At 61.0% G+C, this 20,071-nt stretch carries 20 protein-coding genes and 1 tRNA gene; 10 read left to right on the top strand and 11 right to left on the bottom strand.

Annotated features, from left to right (window positions below; translation table 11 throughout):
- Positions 1-130: 130 nt before the first annotated feature.
- Positions 131-1,054: a DMT family transporter gene (locus Q5Y75_RS04940; protein ID WP_306194897.1), complete on the top strand. Its 924-nt coding sequence runs from the start codon at positions 131-133 to the stop codon at positions 1,052-1,054.
- 3 nt (positions 1,055-1,057) lie between these two features.
- On the opposite strand, the gene Q5Y75_RS04935 is transcribed toward Q5Y75_RS04940, so the two are convergent.
- Together Q5Y75_RS04935 and tpiA are read right to left on the bottom strand one after the other, a co-directional pair.
- A complete protein-coding gene (locus tag Q5Y75_RS04935) occupies positions 1,058-1,690 on the bottom strand; it encodes a class I SAM-dependent methyltransferase (RefSeq protein WP_306194895.1) in 633 nt (210 codons plus the stop codon).
- Between the two features lie 129 nt (positions 1,691-1,819).
- A complete protein-coding gene (gene tpiA / locus Q5Y75_RS04930; protein WP_306194893.1) occupies positions 1,820-2,569 on the bottom strand; it encodes a triose-phosphate isomerase in 750 nt (249 codons plus the stop codon).
- Between the two features lie 176 nt (positions 2,570-2,745).
- Between tpiA and Q5Y75_RS04925 the strand changes: the two genes are divergently transcribed.
- Complete coding sequence (locus Q5Y75_RS04925) at positions 2,746-4,020, top strand: tetratricopeptide repeat protein (protein WP_306194892.1); 1,275 nt, start codon at positions 2,746-2,748, stop codon at positions 4,018-4,020.
- Between the two features lie 3 nt (positions 4,021-4,023).
- Here Q5Y75_RS04925 and Q5Y75_RS04920 read toward each other — a convergent pair whose 3' ends face one another.
- From Q5Y75_RS04920 to Q5Y75_RS04910, 3 genes are all read right to left on the bottom strand, one after another.
- The gene (locus tag Q5Y75_RS04920) at positions 4,024-4,389 is read right to left on the bottom strand and encodes a HesB/IscA family protein (RefSeq protein WP_306194890.1); all 366 of its coding nucleotides are present in this window, start codon (positions 4,387-4,389) and stop codon (positions 4,024-4,026) included.
- Positions 4,390-4,484: 95 nt separating this feature from the next.
- Entirely contained in the window at positions 4,485-5,693 is a 1,209-nt protein-coding gene (locus Q5Y75_RS04915; protein WP_306194888.1) for a glycerophosphodiester phosphodiesterase family protein, read from the bottom strand.
- 125 nt (positions 5,694-5,818) lie between these two features.
- Positions 5,819-6,181: an SUF system Fe-S cluster assembly protein gene (locus Q5Y75_RS04910; RefSeq protein ID WP_306194886.1), complete on the bottom strand. Its 363-nt coding sequence runs from the start codon at positions 6,179-6,181 to the stop codon at positions 5,819-5,821.
- A 182-nt stretch (positions 6,182-6,363) separates the two neighbouring features.
- On the opposite strand from Q5Y75_RS04910, the gene Q5Y75_RS04905 reads away from it, so the two are divergent.
- On the top strand, positions 6,364-6,546 hold the full coding sequence (locus Q5Y75_RS04905) for a hypothetical protein (RefSeq protein WP_306194884.1): 183 nt from the start codon (positions 6,364-6,366) through the stop codon (positions 6,544-6,546).
- Between the two features lie 58 nt (positions 6,547-6,604).
- Here the strand turns inward: Q5Y75_RS04905 and Q5Y75_RS04900 are convergent, their stop codons facing one another.
- Both Q5Y75_RS04900 and Q5Y75_RS04895 read right to left on the bottom strand, forming a co-directional pair.
- A complete protein-coding gene (locus Q5Y75_RS04900; RefSeq protein WP_306194883.1) occupies positions 6,605-6,883 on the bottom strand; it encodes an NfeD family protein in 279 nt (92 codons plus the stop codon).
- Complete coding sequence (locus Q5Y75_RS04895) at positions 6,880-7,773, bottom strand: SPFH domain-containing protein (protein WP_306194881.1); 894 nt, start codon at positions 7,771-7,773, stop codon at positions 6,880-6,882. Before Q5Y75_RS04895 ends, Q5Y75_RS04900 begins: the two co-directional genes overlap by 4 nt.
- 206 nt (positions 7,774-7,979) lie before the next feature.
- Between Q5Y75_RS04895 and Q5Y75_RS04890 the strand changes: the two genes are divergently transcribed.
- The 7 genes from Q5Y75_RS04890 to Q5Y75_RS04860 all read left to right on the top strand — a co-directional run bounded on the left by Q5Y75_RS04890 (position 7,980) and on the right by Q5Y75_RS04860 (position 15,139).
- Positions 7,980-8,891, top strand: a complete 912-nt coding sequence (locus Q5Y75_RS04890) for a nucleoside hydrolase (RefSeq protein ID WP_306194879.1) — start codon at positions 7,980-7,982, stop codon at positions 8,889-8,891.
- Between the two features lie 67 nt (positions 8,892-8,958).
- Positions 8,959-10,089: a tRNA guanosine(34) transglycosylase Tgt gene (gene tgt, locus Q5Y75_RS04885; protein WP_306194877.1), complete on the top strand. Its 1,131-nt coding sequence runs from the start codon at positions 8,959-8,961 to the stop codon at positions 10,087-10,089.
- Positions 10,090-10,117: 28 nt separating this feature from the next.
- Positions 10,118-11,026, top strand: coding sequence for a DMT family transporter (locus Q5Y75_RS04880; protein WP_306194875.1), 909 nt, complete (start codon positions 10,118-10,120; stop codon positions 11,024-11,026).
- 364 nt (positions 11,027-11,390) lie between these two features.
- On the top strand, positions 11,391-11,798 hold the full coding sequence (locus tag Q5Y75_RS04875; RefSeq protein ID WP_306194873.1) for a DUF6636 domain-containing protein: 408 nt from the start codon (positions 11,391-11,393) through the stop codon (positions 11,796-11,798).
- A gap of 265 nt (positions 11,799-12,063) precedes the next feature.
- Positions 12,064-14,478: an endopeptidase La gene (gene lon / locus Q5Y75_RS04870; RefSeq protein ID WP_306194871.1), complete on the top strand. Its 2,415-nt coding sequence runs from the start codon at positions 12,064-12,066 to the stop codon at positions 14,476-14,478.
- 178 nt (positions 14,479-14,656) lie between these two features.
- Positions 14,657-15,046: an HU family DNA-binding protein gene (locus Q5Y75_RS04865; protein ID WP_306194868.1), complete on the top strand. Its 390-nt coding sequence runs from the start codon at positions 14,657-14,659 to the stop codon at positions 15,044-15,046.
- A gap of 18 nt (positions 15,047-15,064) precedes the next feature.
- Positions 15,065-15,139: transfer RNA gene (locus Q5Y75_RS04860), tRNA-Val, on the top strand.
- Between the two features lie 118 nt (positions 15,140-15,257).
- Here Q5Y75_RS04860 and Q5Y75_RS04855 read toward each other — a convergent pair.
- From Q5Y75_RS04855 to Q5Y75_RS04840, 4 genes are all read right to left on the bottom strand, one after another.
- Positions 15,258-15,980: a porin gene (locus Q5Y75_RS04855; protein ID WP_306194866.1), complete on the bottom strand. Its 723-nt coding sequence runs from the start codon at positions 15,978-15,980 to the stop codon at positions 15,258-15,260.
- Between the two features lie 183 nt (positions 15,981-16,163).
- Positions 16,164-17,309 (bottom strand): iron-containing alcohol dehydrogenase, encoded by a 1,146-nt coding sequence (locus tag Q5Y75_RS04850; protein ID WP_306194864.1) that lies wholly within the window; start codon positions 17,307-17,309, stop codon positions 16,164-16,166.
- A 4-nt stretch (positions 17,310-17,313) separates the two neighbouring features.
- A complete protein-coding gene (locus Q5Y75_RS04845; protein ID WP_306194862.1) occupies positions 17,314-18,690 on the bottom strand; it encodes an aldehyde dehydrogenase family protein in 1,377 nt (458 codons plus the stop codon).
- Between the two features lie 3 nt (positions 18,691-18,693).
- Positions 18,694-20,058, bottom strand: a complete 1,365-nt coding sequence (locus tag Q5Y75_RS04840) for a glutamine synthetase family protein (protein WP_306194860.1) — start codon at positions 20,056-20,058, stop codon at positions 18,694-18,696.
- Positions 20,059-20,071: the final 13 nt, after the last annotated feature.

Below are 20,071 nucleotides of genomic sequence, written 5' to 3'. Positions count from 1 at the left end.
GGGACTGCATAGGCTCGGGCTTTTGCCGCGCGCATAAATGCGTTTGCCTGATGCCTATTGGCCAGCATCCCTTGGTTTTGCTGATTACCCGAACCCCAGATATGAACTCCATGTTGTGGCAGACGCTGCTATGCTGAACAGGCTTGCACTGCGCGAAACACTTGGGGATCGGGATGTGATGTCGGGACAAAGTCTTAATCGGGGTCTGATCTTTGGTCTTCTGGCCGCCTTTTTCTGGGGCATGCACAGCGTCATCGTGCGCTATCTGACCAGCGATATGGGCGGATTGCAGATCGCTGCGATACGCCTCTTCATCGCCGCAGCCGCGATCTATGTCATTCTGCGGGTGTTGGGTGCGGGTGTGTCAATCAATCTGCGCGACTGGAATTTCCGGCTGGCAGTGCTGTCCACCGTGGTAAATTACATCTTCTTCCATATAGGACTGGAGCGCACTGGCGCGGCCAATGCGATGGTACTGGAAAACACCGCGCCGATCTTCGTGCTGATCTTTCTCTATTTCTTCGTCAAGGCTCCGGTGGGCTGGCGCGATCTGCTGGCCACGGCCATCGCGGTCACCGGCGTGGCTCTGACCGTTCTGCCGGATTTCCAGACCGGCGGCACCCGCTTTATCGGCGATCTGCTGGAGATCGCCGCCGGGCTCAGCTGGGCGGTGTTCCTGATTTCCAGCAGCCGGGCGATGCAGGGGACAAACTCCACGCCCGAGCGGTTGAACTTTCTCTTCGGCATTTTCCTCTGCGCGGGCATTCTGATGGCCCCGCTCGCCCTGATTGACCCGGTGATGCCAAGCGTCCGGGATGGCGCGTTCCTGATCCTGCTGGGCGTGTTGCCCACGGCGCTGGCCTATTACCTCTGGTACGAGGCCGCTGCCCGCGTTTCGACCCTGTCGGCCACGCTGATGTTTGCGTTGTCGGTGGTCTTCACCTTCGTGAATGCTGGGCTGCTTCTGGGGGCCGAGATCACCGGAGCGGGCCTGATCGGGGCGGCGATGATCGTGTTGGCGGTGATCCTGACCAGCCGCGAGAAGGCCGAGTGATCCTCAGCCCGGTTTTATCGCCCGATATCCGCAACTGGTGCGGGAGGGCGGGCCTTTGATGAACCGGATTGCGTTGATCCCGGTCAGCCCGGCCCGTGCGAGCGCTGCGCATATGTCATCTGGCTGGTAGGCCTTGTGCCCCCAGCGCCAACGCAAAATCGCCGTACACCAATGTGGCTTGCTGACGGCAAGCAGCAGGCTGCCACCAGGCGTCAACGCCTGTGCAAGCTGTCTTAGCGAGGCTTCAAGATCAGCGGTATGTTCGAGAACATGTGCGCAGAGGACGGTATCGAACCGTCTTGGCAATGCGCTGATGTCCTGCAGCCGCCCCGACACGGTCTCTGGTGCTTCGCGCCAGTCGCGCTTTCGGGCCTGCGCAAGCATTTCTTCCGATGGATCGAGCAGTGTTAGATGCGCCTGCGAGGGGCACCGCGCTATGACCTGCTCTGCAAAAGCTCCGGAGCCGCATCCCGCGTCCAACACGTAGCGCGGTGGTTCTTGGCGCGCGGCCATGTCGGTTTCCGCAAGCAGGGCATAGGCCTCGGGATAGCCGAGATGGGTGATAGACTCATGCCAGCGCGCCGCGTGGCGCGCATAAAGTTGAGAGAGGCTCGGGCGGGCAAGGGCAGGGGGCACGACTGTTCCGCATCATTCGGATGCCGCAGCATATGCCCCGAATCCGACGCAGGTCTAGCGGCGAGTTCAGCGCGGGGCTGCTGCCATTGCTAGACCGCTCCTGCGGACCCGCCCCGCAGGAGTTGCGCGTCAGGCGCTCTCAAGCGCCGCGATGATGGGTGAGAAATCGGCGGATTTCAGGCTCGCGCCGCCGACCAGCGCGCCGTCCACATTGCTAACGGCAAAAATCTCGGCTGCGTTGCCCGGTTTGACCGACCCGCCATAAAGCAGGCGGATGCCGGATGCCGTGGCCTCGCCGAACCGTGCCGCCAAGCGCGCGCGCATGAAATCATGCACCTCGCCGATCTGCTCCAGCGTTGGCACCTTGCCGGTGCCGATGGCCCAGATCGGCTCATAGGCGATCACCAGCGTCTCTGCCGTCACCCCATCGGGCACCGAGCCCTCCATCTGCGCACCGATCACATCCAGCGTCTGTCCGGCCTCGCGTTGCTCCAGGCTTTCACCGACACAGACGATGGCGATCAGACCGGCGGCCACCGCGGCCTCTGTTTTGGCCCGCACATTGGCGTCACTTTCCCCATGATCCTGGCGCCGTTCGGAATGACCAAGGATCACCGATCCGGCCCCCGCATCCATCAGCATCGCTGCACTGATATCGCCGGTATGCGCACCTGACGCGGCGGCGTGGCAATCCTGACCGCCAATCGTGACGGCACTGCCCGAGGCGGCCTCCGCCGCGCGCGACAGCAAGGCGGCGGGCGGGCAAATCAGGATGTCCACGTTGGCAGACGGGTAGGCCGCGCCCAATGCGGTCAGCTCGCTCAGGCTCTCGCCCGTGCCATTCATTTTCCAGTTTCCCGCCGCCAGTTTCCGCCGCATGCCTGTCCCCGATATCCTGTTGAACCTTGTCCCCCATCCGATAGCACCCCCGGCGCGGCGAAACAATTGACGGATGGTGATTGGGTGACCCCGCCGATTGGGGGGAGTGTGCAAATGAGGCCACAGCGCCTAATGTGGCGCTTGGGACCAACGCCGAGGGGGCATGCGCAATGGGGATGAAAGACAGATACGGCAACGGGCTTTCGACCGATCAACCAGCGGCGCGGGATCACTACGACAGGGGCGTTGCGCTGTTTTTGGGGGGCAATTTCGGCGCTTCGGATGCGTTTGCAGAGGCGGTCGCGGTCGATCCAGATTTCGCGCTTGGTCATGCGGCGCTGGCACGGGCGCTGATGATGGAGGCTCGGATGGCGGATGCCAAAGCCGCGCTGGCACGGGCCACAGAATTGGCCGGGCGTGGCACCGAAAGGGAACGCCAGCATATCGCGGCGCTTGGCCTGCTGCTTGCGGGCAAACCGGACGAGGCGCGCAAGGCCGTGCTGGAACATGTACAGACCTATCCGCGTGATGCGCTTGTGGCGCAGCTTTGTACCAATGTCTTTGGCCTGATCGGGTTTTCCGGCGAGGTCGGGCGCGAGGCTGAGCTGCTGGCCTATACCTCGGCCCTGTTGCCGCAGTATGGCGAGGATTGGTGGATGATGTCGATGCACGCGCTGTCGCTCTGCGAGACTGGTCAGATCGACGCCTCCATGCGGTTGATGGAGAAGGCGCTGGCGCTGAACCCAAGAAACGCAAACGGGTCGCATTTCAAGGCCCACGCGCAATATGAGGCGGGCGACACCCAAGGGGGACGCGCCTATCTTGAGACGTGGTTGGCCGAGTACGATAACCGCTCCGTGCTGCATGGCCATCTGAGTTGGCATTGCGCTTTGTGGGCGCTGCATGCGGGTGATGAGGAGGCCATGTGGCAGGCGGTCGATAGCGGTGTCGCACCGGGGGCGGCGAAGGGGCTGCCGATCAATGTTCTGACCGATACGGCGGCGATTCTCTATCGCGCCGAGCTTGCGGGGATAGCGGTGGAACCGCGCCGCTGGTCGGTCCTGAGTGACTATGCCGCGCAGAATTTCCCCGAAACCGGGCAGAGCTTTGCTGATATCCACGCGGCTCTGGCCCATGCGATGGCGGGTGAGGGCGCACGTCTGGCAAAGATCGCCGAAACGGCCAAGGGCTTCGCGGGCGATCTGGTGCGCCCGGTCGCCCGCGCCTGGGGCGCGATCGCGCGCGAGGACTGGGCGGGCGCACTGGCTGACCTGTCACAGACCATGGCGCGTACCGAACGGCTGGGCGGCAGCCGGGCGCAGCGGGATCTGCTGGAACTGACCTATGTGAATGTTCTGCTGAAACTCGGGCAGATCGACGAGGCGCGCCGCAGTCTGACGACCCGACGCCCGGTTCTGGCCGAAGCGCCGCCGGTTGCTGCGTTCCCCTAAGCGTTACTTGGTCGCGGGCAGGCTTTCATCGAACTTGATCGACTCGCCGCAGCCGCAGGCATCGACCACGTTGGGGTTCTTGAACTTGAAACCAGCCTCCAGCAGCGAGACCTCATAGTCGATCTCGGTGCCAAAAAGGAACATCTGCGCCATCGGCGCGATCAGAATGCGCGCGCCGTCCTGCTCCACCACCTCGTCATGGGATTCGGCAGCATCGACATAGTCCATGGTGTATTCCATGCCAGCGCAGCCGCCTTTCTTGACGCCGATGCGCAGGCCCGAATGCCCGCCCTTGGCCATCAGTTTGGCGATCTGCGCTGCAGCGCGCGGTGTCATCGTCACCGCCTGTTTGCCGGGAATACCGAACATTTACGAACTCCTTCGCGCGTCTCGCGCCCTTGTGGGTAATCTAGTTCGCCCGCGCGGTCGGCTCAAGGGGTAGACCGCGCAAAGGCAATACGAGATCAAAGCCCCATGCAATTGGCGTAATAGGTGACCGTCGCGGGCCAGTCGGAAAACACGCCTTTCACCCCCACATCCTGGGCCAGAACATCCAGCATCTGGTAATACATGCTGTCATCACGCGTCAGATCCGCGACCGATTGGAAGTACCAATCGCCGCCGGAACTCAGTGGCCCGGACCGCTCCAGCGTCCAGGTGATCAGGTTCAGACCCGCCGCGCTGGCTTCGGTCGCATAGGGGGATGGGACGATCCTGCCATCCTCGACCGTCAAGAGCATCCAGGTCGGCGGGGCGAGATAGTTGACGCCTTTGGCACGCAGTTCCGCAAAATCGAGCGGGAAGGTCTCGGGGTTGGTGTGATCGAATCCTGCAGCCCTGTAGCTTGCATCCAGAAGCACGGCCTGTTTCCCGAATTCAGGCTCGTTTTCAATCCAGTAGAGGACGTCTTGCAAGTCAAAGCTCTGCGGCCAGACATCGCTGGGAGGGATACCGGCGGCTTTGTATTCATCGATGAGCTTTTGCGCATAGTCGGCCTGGGTGAACCCGTTGAAGGGCATTTCTACGGCCGGCGATTTCAGCTCTGGCGTGAACTTGGTGCCAAGCGATTTGAACAGCGCGATCGACTCGGCGTGGGTCATCGTCTGGGCCTGATCGGCATAGAGCGTGGTCCGGTACCCGGCAACGCCGCCCTGATACTCCTCTGGCGTGGTTGCGGATTTGTCGGAGCTGTCCATCTTGGGGGTCAGCGTCCGGAATTCGGCCAGGGTCAGTTCCGAGGTGCGGCACTCGGCGGTTGCGGGCGTGCCGCCGGTCGCCGGAGCGAAGGGGGTGGCGCAGGTCGCGGCCAGATCGCTGGTTAGGATGTCGGTTGTTGTGTGCAGATCATTCTGGGCATGGCGGCACACCAGTTCCAGATCTTTGGTAAAGGTCACGTCACATTCCAGAATGCCAGCCCCCATCCGCGCCGCCGCGACATTGGACTCGACCGTGTGTTCCGGGAAGAGAAGCGGCGCGCCACGATGGCCGATGGAAAACGTGCTCGCCGCCGGGGTCTGCGCTGCGCAGGCTTGCAGCGTTGATTTCAGTGTGCCTTCTGGCAGCTTGTCGATCAGATAGGCGGGGCGGGGTCCGTAGCTGACATGCGGTACTACGTCGGCGGCAACAAGGGTTGGGGAAAGCGCGAGCAGGGCGCTGGCAAATATCCGTCGCATGGTGGGCCTCTTGGTGCTGGTCCGGTTGGAATAGACTGGTCTTCTTGGACAGGCGCGCAACAAGGGCATGAAGGCGGCATTACCGTTTTGTAACGGCGCGCCGTGGCAGCGGGTGTCGCCCGGCTTCACATAAAGCCAAGTTCCAGCCGGGCCTCATCCGACATCATCTCCATGCCCCAGGGTGGCTCCCAGGTCAGTTCCACATCTACCTGTTTGACGCCAGCCAGCGGTTCGATGGCCTCGGCCACCCAGCCCGGCATCTCACCTGCCACCGGACAACCCGGCGCAGTCAGGCTCATGATCACCTTCACCTCGTTCTGATCACTGATATCGATCGTGTAGATCAGCCCCAGTTCATAGATATTGACCGGAATTTCAGGGTCATAGACGGAACGGCAGGCCTCGACCACCGGCTCATACAGCGGGTGGCCAACGGAAGAGGGCGCAATCAGCGGTGTCCCTTCCATATGTTCGTTGGTGTTGGTCATTCGGGCCTCGGTTTTTTACTTGAGTGATTATATAGGGAAAGCAAGGCGGGGCGTCCAGAGCGGCGCATCGTCAATTCCTGCGGAATTCGCCGTATGCAAGCCGGGCGATTTTCGTGTTATGGTGGTTCCTGCGCGAGGGATGACTCATGTAGCGCAGAACCAAAGCGGGAGGACAAACTGCGATGGATATGATCAAGACCACGGAATATGCACGCGCGCTTTATACCGCGCAGGGCCCCAAGGCCGAGGCCGAGATCGCCCGGAAAATACAGGATTGCAAGGATAAGGGTCAGGATGCCGAGGCGCAGGATTGGAAAGCGGTGCGTCGCGCCATCATCAGCATGCGCGGCCCGCATCAAGGCTAGCTCTCGACACAGCCTATGATTGCAGCGAGGGCTGCGGCATCAAATGCCGCAGCCTTCCTCAGTCGTTGATATCGCGGTCGAATTTCTTGACCTGCCCGCCGGGCAGGGCAAAGAAATGACGCAGGCCAAGCCAGGCCGCCAGCGACAGTCCTGCAAAGATCAGCAGCAGAATTGCGGCCCCCATCGTGAAGATTGAGAACAGGACTAGCAGCCCGGTGATTGCCGCACCGATGGCGAAGCCCAGGAAGATGAAGCCGGGTATGGCGACCTCCAGGATCACCAGCACCAGCGCAAAGGCCATCCAGACCCACCAGAGCAGGACCAGGTCAAGTATCATGCGCGGCCTCCTTTCAGCATCTTGAACGCGTCGCCAAAGGCCTCCAGCGCGTTTGCCGGCAGAACGATCGTCTGTTTGCCATCGCCATGTCCGAGCGCGTTCAGCGCCTCGACCTGCTTCAGGGCAACCTGATACTGCGCCGCCTCAAGGCCGTTATCCTTGATCGCACGGGCCACGACCTCGGTCGCGTAAGCCTCGGCATCGGCCTGAACCCGGCGGGCCTTGGCGCTTTGTTCGGCGGCATAAAGCTCGGCATCGGCCTGCAATTCGACCGCGCGTTTCTGGCCCTCAGCCTCGGTCACCTGAGCGCGACGGGCGCGTTCGGCGTTGAGCTGCTGCAGCATCGCGTCACGAGTGGCCTGATCGAGATTTACGTCGAGAATTTCTGCCCTTGTCACTTCGATGCCCCAGTCATCCACGGCAGATTCCACGCTTTCCTGAATGCGTGAAATTAGCTGAGCGCGGTTCGACTGCACCTCATCCAGATCCATCTTGCCGATCTCGGCCCGCACGATCCCGGCCACGGTGGTGGCGATGGCGCCGTCCACTTCGCGGATGCGATAGACGGTCTTTTCCGGCTCTAGGATGCGGTAAAAGACCGAGGTGTCGATTTGTACCAGCACGTTGTCCTTGGTGATCGCATCCTGGGTGGCATTGGGCAGCTGGCGTTCCAGGATAGATATCTTGTGCCGTGCAACATCCAGAAATGGCACGATAAAGTTGATCCCCGGTCCAAGCACCGAATGCAGCCGACCGAACCGTTCGATCACGTATTTCTCGGATTGCGGCACAATCTTGATGCCCTTGAAAATCACCAGGATGATCAGGGCTGCAGCCAGCAGGTAAAGAATGTTGGACGATATCAATTCGAGGATCAGATCTTCTGACATTGAGGCTCCTAATCTTTGTGTACTATTGTATACATTTGGGGGTTGAGTCGCCCAGTTTCAAGACAGGTATGGCGGGTTTCGCGGTTGCTTCAAGCCCTAACCGCGTTTCGCAAATGACCTGTGCTGCATCTACATATAGAGGTTTTTTGTACAGAATGCCCAAAATCGGGGTTTGAGAGTCACATATCCTGTCGTAGGTTTGCGGCATGAAGGTCATTCTCGACACTGATCCCGGCATTGATGACGCGCTGGCCATCGCCTATGCCGCCGCCGCGCCTGAGATTGATCTGGTCGGGCTGACAACGATTTACGGCAATACCAGCATTCACCAGGCCAGCCGCAACGCGCGCTATCTGGTCGATCTGCTGCAATTGGATATACCGGTGGCGCGCGGGGCGGAAGCACCGCTGGGTGCTTCGGACTTTCAGCCAGCCGGGATTGCGCATGGCAGCGAAGGCTTTGGCGATGTGATCGAAATCCCCGACCTTGGCGTCGACCATCCGCAATCCGCCGCCGAATTCCTCGTTCAGATGGCGCGAGAGCATGGGGATGACCTGACCATCTGCACGCTGGGGCCGCTCACCAATATTGCCAACGCGCTGGCTTTGGACCCTGAATTTGCCCAGATGCCGGGCCGGGTGATCGTGCTGGGCGGTGCGCTCGGAGAGACCAATGATGCGAGCGATACCGCAGAGGACAATATGGCGCGTGATCCGCTGGCCGCGGATGCGGTGTTCGCCTCGGGCCTGCCGATCACGCTTGTCGGGCTGGATGTCACGCTCAAGCCGCTCTATGGCATCGCGGATTTTGCCGTTCTGTCGGCGGCATCACCCAGGGTTGGCGGGTTTCTGAACCGGGCGGTGCAATCCCATCTGAATTTCTTTTGTGTCACCCTTGGGATCGACGGCTGTGGGTTGCAGGACCCGACCGCTGTGGTGGCCTGCAGCCATCCGCAGCTTTTCGAGACGGTAGAAACTGGCCTGCGCGCCCTCACCGAAGGCGCGCGCAGCGGCGCCACGGTTCCCGATCCTGACCGCCCGCCGGTCACCGTCTGCCGGGATATGGAGACGCAGGCTGTGATGCAGGTGCTCACCAGCCGGATCGCCTCGCTGCACTGATCGGCACTCTTGCATTGCCGCGTATGATCAGGCAAATCCTGCCCGGTTGAGCGAGCCGGAGCGCAGTATGACCGACAGAATTTCCTTTCAGTTGAGTGCCACTGACGGCAAGGCGCGCACCGGTGTGATCGCGACACCGCGCGGGGACATCCGCACGCCTGCTTTCATGCCGGTTGGCACGGCGGCGACGGTCAAGGCGATGATGCCGGAAAGTGTACGCGCCACCGGGGCCGATATTCTGCTCGGCAACACCTATCACCTGATGCTGCGCCCCACCGCCGAGCGGATCGACCGGCTGGGCGGGCTGCACAAGTTCATGAATTGGGAACGTCCCATCCTGACCGATTCAGGCGGGTTTCAGGTGATGAGCCTCGCCGGGTTGCGCAAGCTGACCGAAAAGGGCGTGACCTTCAAATCTCACATCGACGGGTCGAAGCACGAATTGACACCCGAACGGTCGATGGAGATCCAGCGCCTTCTGGGTTCGGATATCGTGATGTGTTTTGACGAATGCCCGGCATTGCCCGCCGACCGGGACCGGATCGCACAAAGCATGCGGCTGTCGATGCGGTGGGCGCAGCGCTCGCGCGATGCCTTTGGCGACCGGCCCAGCCATGCTCTGTTCGGTATCCAGCAGGGCGGGCTGGAGCAGGATTTTCGCGCGGAAAGCGCCGAGGCGCTGCGCGAAATCGGTTTTGATGGCTATGCGGTAGGCGGTCTGGCGGTGGGTGAGGGGCAGGAGGCCATGTTCGGTTGCCTCGACTACGCGCCCGACATGCTGCCCGAGGACAAGCCGCGCTATCTGATGGGGGTGGGCAAGCCCGACGACATCGTGGGCGCGGTGGCGCGCGGTATCGACATGATGGATTGCGTGCTGCCATCGCGCTCGGGCCGCACCGGGCAGGTTTTCACACGCCACGGCGTGGTGAACATCAAGAACGCCCGCCACGCCGACGACCCGCGCCCGCTGGATGAGGCCTGCACCTGCCCGGCCTGTTCGCATTATTCGCGCGCCTATCTGCACCATGTCTTCCGCGCCAATGAGATGATTTCGGGCATGCTGCTGACCTGGCACAACCTGCATTACTTTCAGGACATCATGGCCGGCATGCGCGGCGCCATCGCGGCGGGCAGCTTCGAGGCCTGGCAGGCTGAATTCCACGCGCAACGTGCCCAAGGCGACATTGAACCGATCTGAATAGTCACCGCACCGATCGAGGACACCCATGATCAAGCCGCAGCAAAACCTCCTCCTGCCCAGCCTGGGACTATGTCTTGGCGGGGCCATGTGGGGCGCGATCTGGATTCCGCTGCGCGCCATTGGTGAGACCGGGCCGCAACTGGCCTGGCCGGGCCTGCTGATCTACGCCTGTCTGACTGTCCTGCTCATGCCGCTCGCGATCCGGAACCACCGGGAAATCCGCTTAAATCTGTGGGGGATGATGTCCTGCGGCCTGCTCACCGGGGCGGCCTTCAGCTTCTATATCACCAGCCTGTTCTTTACGGACGTGGTGCGCGCCATCCTGCTGTTCTACATCACACCCGTCTGGGGAACGGTCCTTGGTATCGTGTTTCTGGGAGAGCGGCTGACACTCTGGCGTGTTCTTGCCCTTGTTTCCGGCCTACTGGGGCTGGTTGTCGTGCTGGGTGATGGCGGCGCGATCCCTTGGCCAAAGAACACCGGTGACTGGCTTGCATTGATTTCCGGCATCCTCTGGGCGGTTGGGACGCTGCAACTGAACAAATACAGCGGGGTTCCGGTTCGCAGCCAAATCCTCGGCTTTGTGTGGGGCAGCCTGATCGTCACCGCCGCCTCAGTACTTATCTTTGGCTCGGCAATGGGACCGGTTCCGTCCGTAGACCAGATCACATCCGCCGCGCCTTTGGTGCTGGCAACGGCATTTTATGCGCTGCCTATGCTGTTCCTGACGATCTGGCCCGCGCGGCTGCTGTCCCCCGGTCGGGTCGGGCTTTTGCTGATGAGCGAGGTGGTGGTTGCCGTCATCACCGCCTTCCTGTTCAGCGGCGAGCCCTTTGGTCTGCCGCAGGCGATAGGTACGGCCCTGATCCTGTCGGCCGCACTGTTCGAGGTGGCCGGACCAATTCTCTCGCGCGCGCCAAAAAGAGTGCGATAGGGACCATCGGCAAGCACCAGAGTCGAAATTTTGTGAAGGCGAACAGCCGCGCGGGCGTCTACGGGACATCACGAGCTTGAAGTCGCCCGCAAAGCCAAGAAAAACTACTACATGACCAATGCTTTGGGAGCATAAGACAGTGAGCCTCTTGGACTTAAACTCGTGCGTCGGGTTGTTTCTTTTGCTCGTTGCCGGCGCTGCTCGTGAGCCATTGATATGGGCTCAATTGCGCGACGTCCTTTACCGCGCGTCCCCGATCTGACAGGTGCCGTGGCGCCAAAGTGACAATCGGATGCCCCTGGGTTAGTCTTGTTGAGGATATCAGCCTGTTTTGTCTAATTTCCTATTGCTTTGGAGAGGTCGCGTGTTTCGTATTTTTCTTTTTTGTTTTCTTCTTGTTGCCGCGCCAGTTCTGGCGGATGTCTGGACCTTTGAGACCCCGTCCGAGAATATTCAGTGTACGGTTGGTGAGGGGCCCAACTCCTCTGATCTGGAATGCACGATCATCGAGCGCTATGGACCGCCTGCCTTGCCGCGCCCGGCAAGCTGCGCGTCGGATTGGGGGCATAGTTTTCTGATGTATGACAGGGGACCGGTCCAGATGCTCTGCGCGCCCGTGAACCACAATAGGGGCGGCTACAGTCGGGCCGAGTATGGCGTTACCGGTCGATTTGGCGGATTTACGTGTCATTCCTCGACCAAAGGGCTTGATTGCCGCAATCTGGATGGTCACGGGTTTTTCCTGTCACGCGCGGTGCAGTCGGTGTTTTGATTTTAGGGACTGCGGGACGCCGCTCCCGCGCGTTGCGCGGATCGCCCCGCCCGCCGTCCCGTTATCGTCCCGTCTCGCGGGGTTTTGCCCGGTTGTGACACGTTATCGCCTTGCGGCCCTCCGGGCTTCGCGCCATTGTGGCGGGCGTACAGGTAAGGTTGAAATGTGAGCGCTCACGCCCCATTTCACCTCTCTTAGACCGGAGATGGCCACAGGTTGCCTGCATCAGGGACCCGCGCCGTCTTGCTAACGATAAGGAAAGAGCATGCAAGAGCCTCTCAACTCGTCCTACCCCGTCCTGCCTTTGCGCGACATCGTGGTGTTTCCGCATATGATCGTGCCGCTTTTTGTGGGTCGTGAGAAATCCGTCCGCGCGCTGGAAGAGGTGATGCAGGATGACAAGCAGATTTTGCTGTCCAGTCAGATTGACCCGGCGGTGGACGACCCGGATAGTGATGGCATTTTTACCGCAGGTGTTCTGGCCAATGTGCTGCAATTGCTGAAACTGCCCGATGGCACCGTGAAGGTGCTGGTCGAGGGGCAGGCGCGGGTGCGGATCACCGAGTTTCTGGAAAACGAGGATTTCTTTGAGGCGCGGGCTGAATATCTGACCGAAATCCCTGGCGATGTGACTACCACTGAGGCGCTGCTGCGCTCGGTCGGCGATGAATTCGAACGTTACGCCAAGGTGCGCAAGAACATTCCCGAAGAGGCGTTGGCCGCTGTGGGTGAATCCTCGGAACCGGCGAAGCTGGCCGATCTTGTGGCGGGCCATCTGGGCATCGAGGTGGATCAGAAGCAGGACTTGCTGGAAACACTCAGTGTTAGCGAGCGGCTGGAGAAGGTCTATGGCCTGATGCAGGGCGAAATGTCTGTTCTACAGGTCGAGAAGAAGATCAAGACGCGGGTTAAATCCCAGATGGAGAAGACCCAGCGTGAATACTATCTGAATGAGCAGATGAAGGCCATTCAGAAGGAATTGGGCGATAGCGAGGATGGCGGCAATGAGGTCGCCGAGCTGGAAGCCAAGATCGCCGAGACCAAGCTCAGCAAGGAAGCCCGCGAAAAGGCTGAGGGCGAGCTGAAAAAGCTCAAGAATATGAGCCCGATGTCGGCAGAGGCCACTGTGGTGCGCAACTACCTTGACTGGATCCTGTCGATCCCATGGGGCACCAAGTCGCGCGTCAAAAAGGATCTGGGCCGCGCGCAGGAAATCCTCGACAACGACCATTACGGGCTTGAGAAGGTCAAGGAACGGATTGTCGAATATCTTGCCGTGCAGCAGCGCTCGAAAAAGCTGAAAGGCCCGATCCTGTGTCTGGTCGGGCCTCCGGGTGTGGGGAAAACCTCGCTTGGCAAATCGGTTGCCAAGGCCACGGGGCGCGAGTTTATTCGCATCAGCTTGGGCGGCGTGCGCGACGAAAGTGAAATCAGGGGCCACCGCCGGACTTACATTGGCTCCATGCCCGGCAAGATCATTCAGGCGCTGAAAAAGGCGAAAACCACCAACCCGCTGATCTTGTTGGATGAGATCGACAAGATGGGGCAGGATTTCCGGGGCGACCCGGCCTCGGCCATGCTGGAGGTGCTGGACCCGGAACAGAACAACACGTTTATGGACCACTATCTGGAGGTTGAATACGACCTCAGCAACGTGATGTTCCTGACCACGTCCAACAGCTACAACATGCCCGGGCCGCTGCTCGACCGGATGGAGATCATTCCGCTGGCGGGCTATACCGAGGATGAAAAGCGCGAGATCGCCAAGCAGCATCTGATCAGCAAGCAGGTCAAGAACCACGGGCTCAAGAACAAGGAGTTCGCGCTGACCGACGCCGCGCTGACCGAGATGATCCGCACCTATACCCGCGAGGCCGGGGTGCGGAACCTTGAGCGCGAAATCGCGAAGGTGGCACGGAAATCGTTGACGAAGATCATCAAGAAAGAGGCCGACTCAATCGAGGTGACGCCAGACAATCTGGATGATTTCCTGGGTGTGCCGAAGTTCCGCTATGGTCTGGCCGAGAAAGAGGATCAGGTCGGTGTTGTGACCGGGCTGGCCTATACGTCAGTTGGCGGTGAACTGCTGTCGATCGAGGCGTTGCGCCTGCCGGGCAAGGGCCGGATGAAGACCACCGGCAAGCTGGGCGATGTAATGAAAGAATCCATCGAGGCAGCGTCGAGCTATGTGCGCTCGGTCAGCCCGCAGCTTGGGATCAAGCCGACACGGTTCGACAATTGGGACATCCATGTGCACGTGCCCGAAGGCGCCACGCCCAAGGACGGCCCCAGTGCTGGCCTGGCCATGGTGACCTCGATCGTCTCGGTGCTGACCGGTATTCCGGTGCGCAAGGATATCGCCATGACCGGCGAGGTTACCTTGCGCGGCAATGCGCTGGCCATTGGCGGGCTCAAGGAGAAACTGCTCGCGGCCCTGCGCGGCGGCATCAAGACGGTGCTGATCCCGCAGGAAAACGAGAAAGACCTGCCCGAGATCCCGGACAACGTGAAAGAAGGGCTGGAGATCATCCCCGTGGCGCATGTCTCGGAAGTGCTGAAACATGCGCTGATCGCAGAGCCTGAGCCCATCGAATGGGACGAAGCTGCCGAGGAAGAAGCTGCTGCAGCCCGCGCCGCGACCGCTGCGTCGGGGCAGGGGCCGATTGCGACTGCGCATTAACGCGGCACCAGTTTACCAATAACGGGGCGGGCCATGCGGCCCGCCCGGCGTTGTTTGCGGTCTCCATGTTGCACTTGGGGACCAGAGATCCACAAAGATGGCTCAATCACCAGTGGTTGTGGCAATTACGGGTGTCGCCCTCTAGACTTGCCTCAAAATTCACTCAGTGAGGCAGGCAATGGCACGGAAATCCACCAAAACACCCGGCGACGCAAGCAAGACACCCGCAGCACCCAAACCGGCTGACGCGGCTGCACCAAAGCCGAAAGTGGTCGCCTCGACCCCGGTTGTGGCGGCGCCCGAGCTGCGCAAGAAAGAACTGATCGATCAGGTGGTTGTGCGTTCCGGCGTCAAGAAGAAGGATGCCAAACCGGCGATTGAGGCGCTGCTCGCCATCCTCGGTGAAACGGTCGCGGAAGGGCGCGAGCTGAACCTGCAGCCATTCGGAAAGCTCAAGATCAATCGCAGCGAGGAAAAGGCAAATGGTCGCGTCGTGATCTGCCGTTTGCGGCAATCCGCAGCGGTTGCGGAGAAGGAAAAAGAACCTCTTGCACAGCCTGCCGACTAGCGCTAATACCGCGCGCACGGGTGATTAGCTCAGTGGTAGAGCGCTTCGTTCACATCGAAGATGTCAGGAGTTCAAATCTCTTATCACCCACCATTTCCCCATAGCTAGTTTAAGCTTGGCACGAGGTTTTCACGGAAACTCGTGGTGCCGGATGCCAGTCGCAGGTAGTTGTTTTGAGCGCCCGGCAGCTTGGCTGCCGGGCGCGTGCTGATCAAAGACCTGGCAGCTTGTCAAGAAGACCGCGGCGACCGAAGGTCGTGCCACGTTCGTTGCCAAAATTGATGCGCAAGCCGGCGCCGATATAGGCTTCGGTTCTACTGAAGCTGTCGATACCAGCGCGGGCGCCGCCAACCTCGCCATAGATATGGGCCCCGCTGCCGAGATCGTAATCAGCGCCGATGCTGTATCGGGTCAGGTCAACATCACCGGAGGCATCAAGGTAATCCACCGAGGCGGACAATGTGATCTGAGGTGCAACTTCTGTGTCCAGTTTGACGCCGAGCAGCGTGCCATCCGCATCCCCCGCATCAACAAAATCAATCCGAGAGACATAGCCTTCGAGCCCGACATTGCCGATTTCATAACCGGCTTCGATCCCGTAGGTGTTGGCGTCGTTGTCACCGTCCAGATCGTCGCGGGTGTAGTAAGCGCCAACGGATAGGGCGTCATTGGTGTGATAGATGAAGTGAAGCGTCCCGTTATAGCCAGTTTCCTCAATTTCGCGGTAACGGTAGACGCCGACATCCGCTTGGATGCTGAAATTGCGTGTGAATCCGAGCTCCCCGGAACCGGCCCCGTAGATCTTGGAACCGTCGTCGCTGTCAGTGAAGGTGGAATACCCAAGATCAAGATAGCCACCGGTGAATTCTGCCGCACTGGCTGCACCAGCACAAACACCCGAGGCCAATGCCCCGGCTACGATGATGTTTTTCATCAAACTGCTCCTGTTTGCGGGCGTTTTGTCCGCGTTCGGCGCTATTGCGCTCTGGCGTCAATAATAGGGGCTTCGCAACGGATTAAGAAGTGCAAAACCGTCACCGAATGAGATTTGTTCAACTCAAGGCAGAACACCGCCAATGCCCAGCCTGAGGACATCAGCGGTGATTGCGCCGGGGGTCTACAATACGGCTTCGAAAAGTTTGCGGGTGTTTTCAGCCGTCATTTCCACCGGGTTGCCGCCGGTTGAGGGGTCGTTAAGCGCGTCCCGCACCAGAGTGTCGATATCGGGGTCGCGCACGTCCAGATCGCTCAGCCTGCGGGGGATACCCAACTCGGCGTTCAAGCCGCCGACATAGGCACAGAACCCGTCGAACCCGCCCTCGATGCCGAGATAGCCGGCGGCTTGCGCCAGAACGTCTTCCACGGCAGGGCGATTGAATTGCAGCACGGCGGGCATGCAGACTGCGTTGGTGGTGCCGTGATGGGTGTGGTGATGCGCGCCGATGGGATGGCTCAACGCGTGGATCGCACCCAAGCCCTTCTGGAACGCGGTTGCGCCCATGGCCGCCGCTGACATCATATGCGCGCGCGCCTCAAGATCGCTGCCATCGGCGTAGGCGCGAGGCAGATACTCCTTGACCAGTCGCATGCCTTCCAGCGCCATCCCCTGGGACATGGGGTGATAATGCGGCGAGCAATAGGCCTCGACACAATGGGCAAAGGCATCGAGGCCGGTTCCCGCCGTGATGGCCTTGGGCATGCCGACGGTCAGTTCCGGGTCGCAGATCACCTGAAGGGGCAGCATCCTGGGATGAAAGATGATCTTCTTCTCGTGGCTCTCGGAATTGGTGATCACACCTGCACGCCCCACTTCGGACCCGGTTCCGGCAGTTGTGGGCACCGCCACGACCGGATGTATGCCCGCCGGGTCGGCGCGGGTCCACCAGTCGCCGATATCCTCGAAATCCCACAGGGGGCGTGTCTGGCCTGCCATGAAGGCCAGCACCTTGCCCAGATCCAGCCCTGAGCCGCCGCCAAAGGCGATCACCCCGTCGAACGCGCCCTCGCGGTAGACGGCCAGCCCGGCAGCGACGTTCTTTTCATTCGGGTTCGGGTCCACATCCGAGAACATGGCCCGGCCCAGCCCCGCCGCCTCCATCAGGTCGAGCGTGGTTTGGGTCACCGGCAGATCGGCCAAGCCCTTGTCGGTGACCAGCAGCGGCTTGGTGATCCCGGCGGCGGCACAGGCCTCGCCAATTTCAGAAATACGTCCCGCGCCGAAGCGGATTGAGGTGGGGTAGGACCAGGTTCCAACAAGTTTCATGGGCTCACGCCTTCTTCAGATGGTAGGATTTCGGACGGGTCAGGGCGTGAAAGCCCAACACCGACAGGCCCGCGCCGCGCCCGGTATCCTTGCAACCGGTCCAGCACAGGCCGGGGTCAAGATAGTCGCAGCGGTTCAGGAACACGGTGCCGGTTTCCAGCCGCGCGCCGATTTCGTCCGCCTTGGCGGCGTCTTGGGTCCAGATGGACGCGGTCAACCCGAACCGGCTGTCATTCATCAATTCAATCGCCTCTTCGTCATCGTTCACCGGCATGATGCCCACGACCGGGCCAAAGCTCTCCTCGCGCATCACGTCCATGTCGTGGGTCACATTGGTCAGGATCTGCGGTGTCAGATAAGCACCGCCATCATCTTCGGCGAAGCGGTCGATATGGGCGGTCGCGCCCTTGGCCATCGCGTCCTCGATCTGGTCGCGGACCACGCGGGCGAAGCGTATATGCGCCATGGGGCCCAGCGTGGTCTCGGGGTCCAGCGGATTGCCCAGCTTGTAGCCATTGACCAGTGCCACGGCCTTTTCCACGAAATCGTTGAACAGCGTGCCATGCACATAAATCCGTTCGATCCCGCAGCAGCATTGGCCGGAGTTGAACATCGCCCCGTCGATCAGCGTTTCGATTGCCGCGTCCAGATCGGCATCGGCCCGCACATAGCCCGGGTCTTTGCCGCCCAGCTCGGTTGAGACCGGAATGAAAGTGCCAGCCGCTGCGCGCTCCATCGCCTGGCCACCGGTGACCGAGCCGGTGAAGTTGACGAAATCCACGTGCCGCCCCGCGATCAGGTCGGTGGTGGCGTCGTGATCCAGTACCAGGTTCTGGAACACATCCTCCGGCACGCCCGCAAGGTGAAACGCCTCGGCCAGCCGTTCGCCCACCTGCAGGGTCTGGGCGGCATGTTTCAGCAACACCGTATTGCCCGCGATCAGGGCCGGGGCCACGGTGTTGATCGCCGTCATGTAGGGGTAGTTCCACGGGGCCACCACCAGTACGACACCATGTGGCTCTCGGGTGATTTTGCGCAGGAACGCGTCGCTGTCTTCAACGATTATCGGCGCGAGGGCCTCCTCGGCTATCTTTGCCATATGCAGCGCTCGCTCTTCGAACCCGCCGAACTCACCGCCATAGCGCACGGGGCGGCCCATCTGATGGGCCAGTTCCACGGCCATGCGGCCGGTGGTCTTGCCGACCTTCGCCACGCCGGCCTGAACCAGCGCGATCCGCTCCGCGAGGGGACGCGCGGCCCAATCACGCTGCGTCTGCCGCGCGCTTGCGGCAGTGGCGCGAGCCGCATCGGGGGTCAGAACCGGACGTTCCAGATAGAGTGACCCGTCGATCGGAGAGATACATTGCGTTGTCTTTGTCATGCCTCAGGCCTTTTCGAACCCTCGGGCGATTTCCCAATCGGTCACCACCCGGTCAAACTCTTCCTGCTCCCATTCCGCGCAGCGGGTGTAGTGGTCAACCACCCAATCCCCCATCGCCGCGCGCAGCATGGCCGAGCCGCGCAGCGTCTCGACCGCATCACGCAGGGTGCGGGGGATTTCACGGGCCTCAGTATCTTCATAGAGGTCGCCCGAGGTGGGCGCGGCCAGCTCCATCTTGTCCTCGATCCCCTTAAGGCCCGCCGCCAGCAGCGCCGCCTGTGCCAGATAGGGGTTGAGATCCGAGCCCCCGATCCGACACTCCATCCGTACCGCCTTGGTGCCTTCACCGCATAAACGGAACCCGGCGGTGCGGTTATCCACCGACCAGACCGTCTTGGTCGGCGCAAAGGTCCCCTTCATGAAGCGTTTGTAACTGTTCACGTAAGGCGCAAGAAACGCGGTGTAGTCGGGCGCATAAGCGATCATGCCAGCGCAGAATTGCCGCCCCATCTCGCTCAGCCCATGGGGCGCGTCCGGGTCATGAAACGCGGGTTCATCCCCGCGCCAGAGCGACAGATGAACATGGCTGGCCGAGCCAACGCGCGAGGCATGCCATTTAGGTAAGAAACTAGCCGCATGCCCTTGAAGATGCGCGATTTCCTTGGTGGCATGTTTGGCAATCGTATGATGATCGGCGCAGGCCAGAGCATCTGCATAGCGAATGTTCAATTCCTCCTGTCCGGCCTCGGCCTCACCCTTGGTGTTTTCCACCGGGATACCGGCGGCAAAGAGGTGATTGCGCAGGGGGCGCATCACATGCTCTTCCTTGGTGGTCTGCAGGATGTGGTAATCCTCATTATAGCCCGAGATCGGGGTCAGATCGCGAAAGCCCCCGGCGCGGATCGCGTCATAGGTCTGCTCGAACAGGAAGAATTCCAGCTCGGTTGCCATCATTGGGGTCAGCCCCAGCGCCTCAGCGCGGGCGATCTGGCGTTTCAGCACCTCGCGCGGGGAATGCGGAACTGGTTCGTGGCTGTGATGATCCAGTACATCACACAGCACCATCACCGTGCCTTCAAGCCAGGGCATCGGGCGCAGCGTGGACAGATCGGGCTTCATGACATAGTCGCCATAGCCCGCCTCCCACGAGGTGGCCGCATAGCCGTCGGGTGTCGCCATCTCCAGATCGGTGGCCAGCAGATAGTTACAGCAATGGGTTTCCTGCCACGCAGAGTCGAGGAAGTTCTGCGCGTGAAACCGCTTGCCCATCAAGCGGCCCTGCATGTCCACAAGGCAGACCAGAACCGTATCCACCGCGCCACTGGCCACCTGGGCCGAAAGCTCTTTCAGAGCAGATGCATCATTCATCGCGTCATTCCGT

The sequence above is a fragment of the Ruegeria discodermiae genome, from assembly GCF_030758345.1.
Lineage (GTDB): Bacteria > Pseudomonadota > Alphaproteobacteria > Rhodobacterales > Rhodobacteraceae > Ruegeria_C.
Note: the sequence above shows the minus strand (reverse complement) of the source record. Positions and strands in the feature narration are given on the sequence as shown.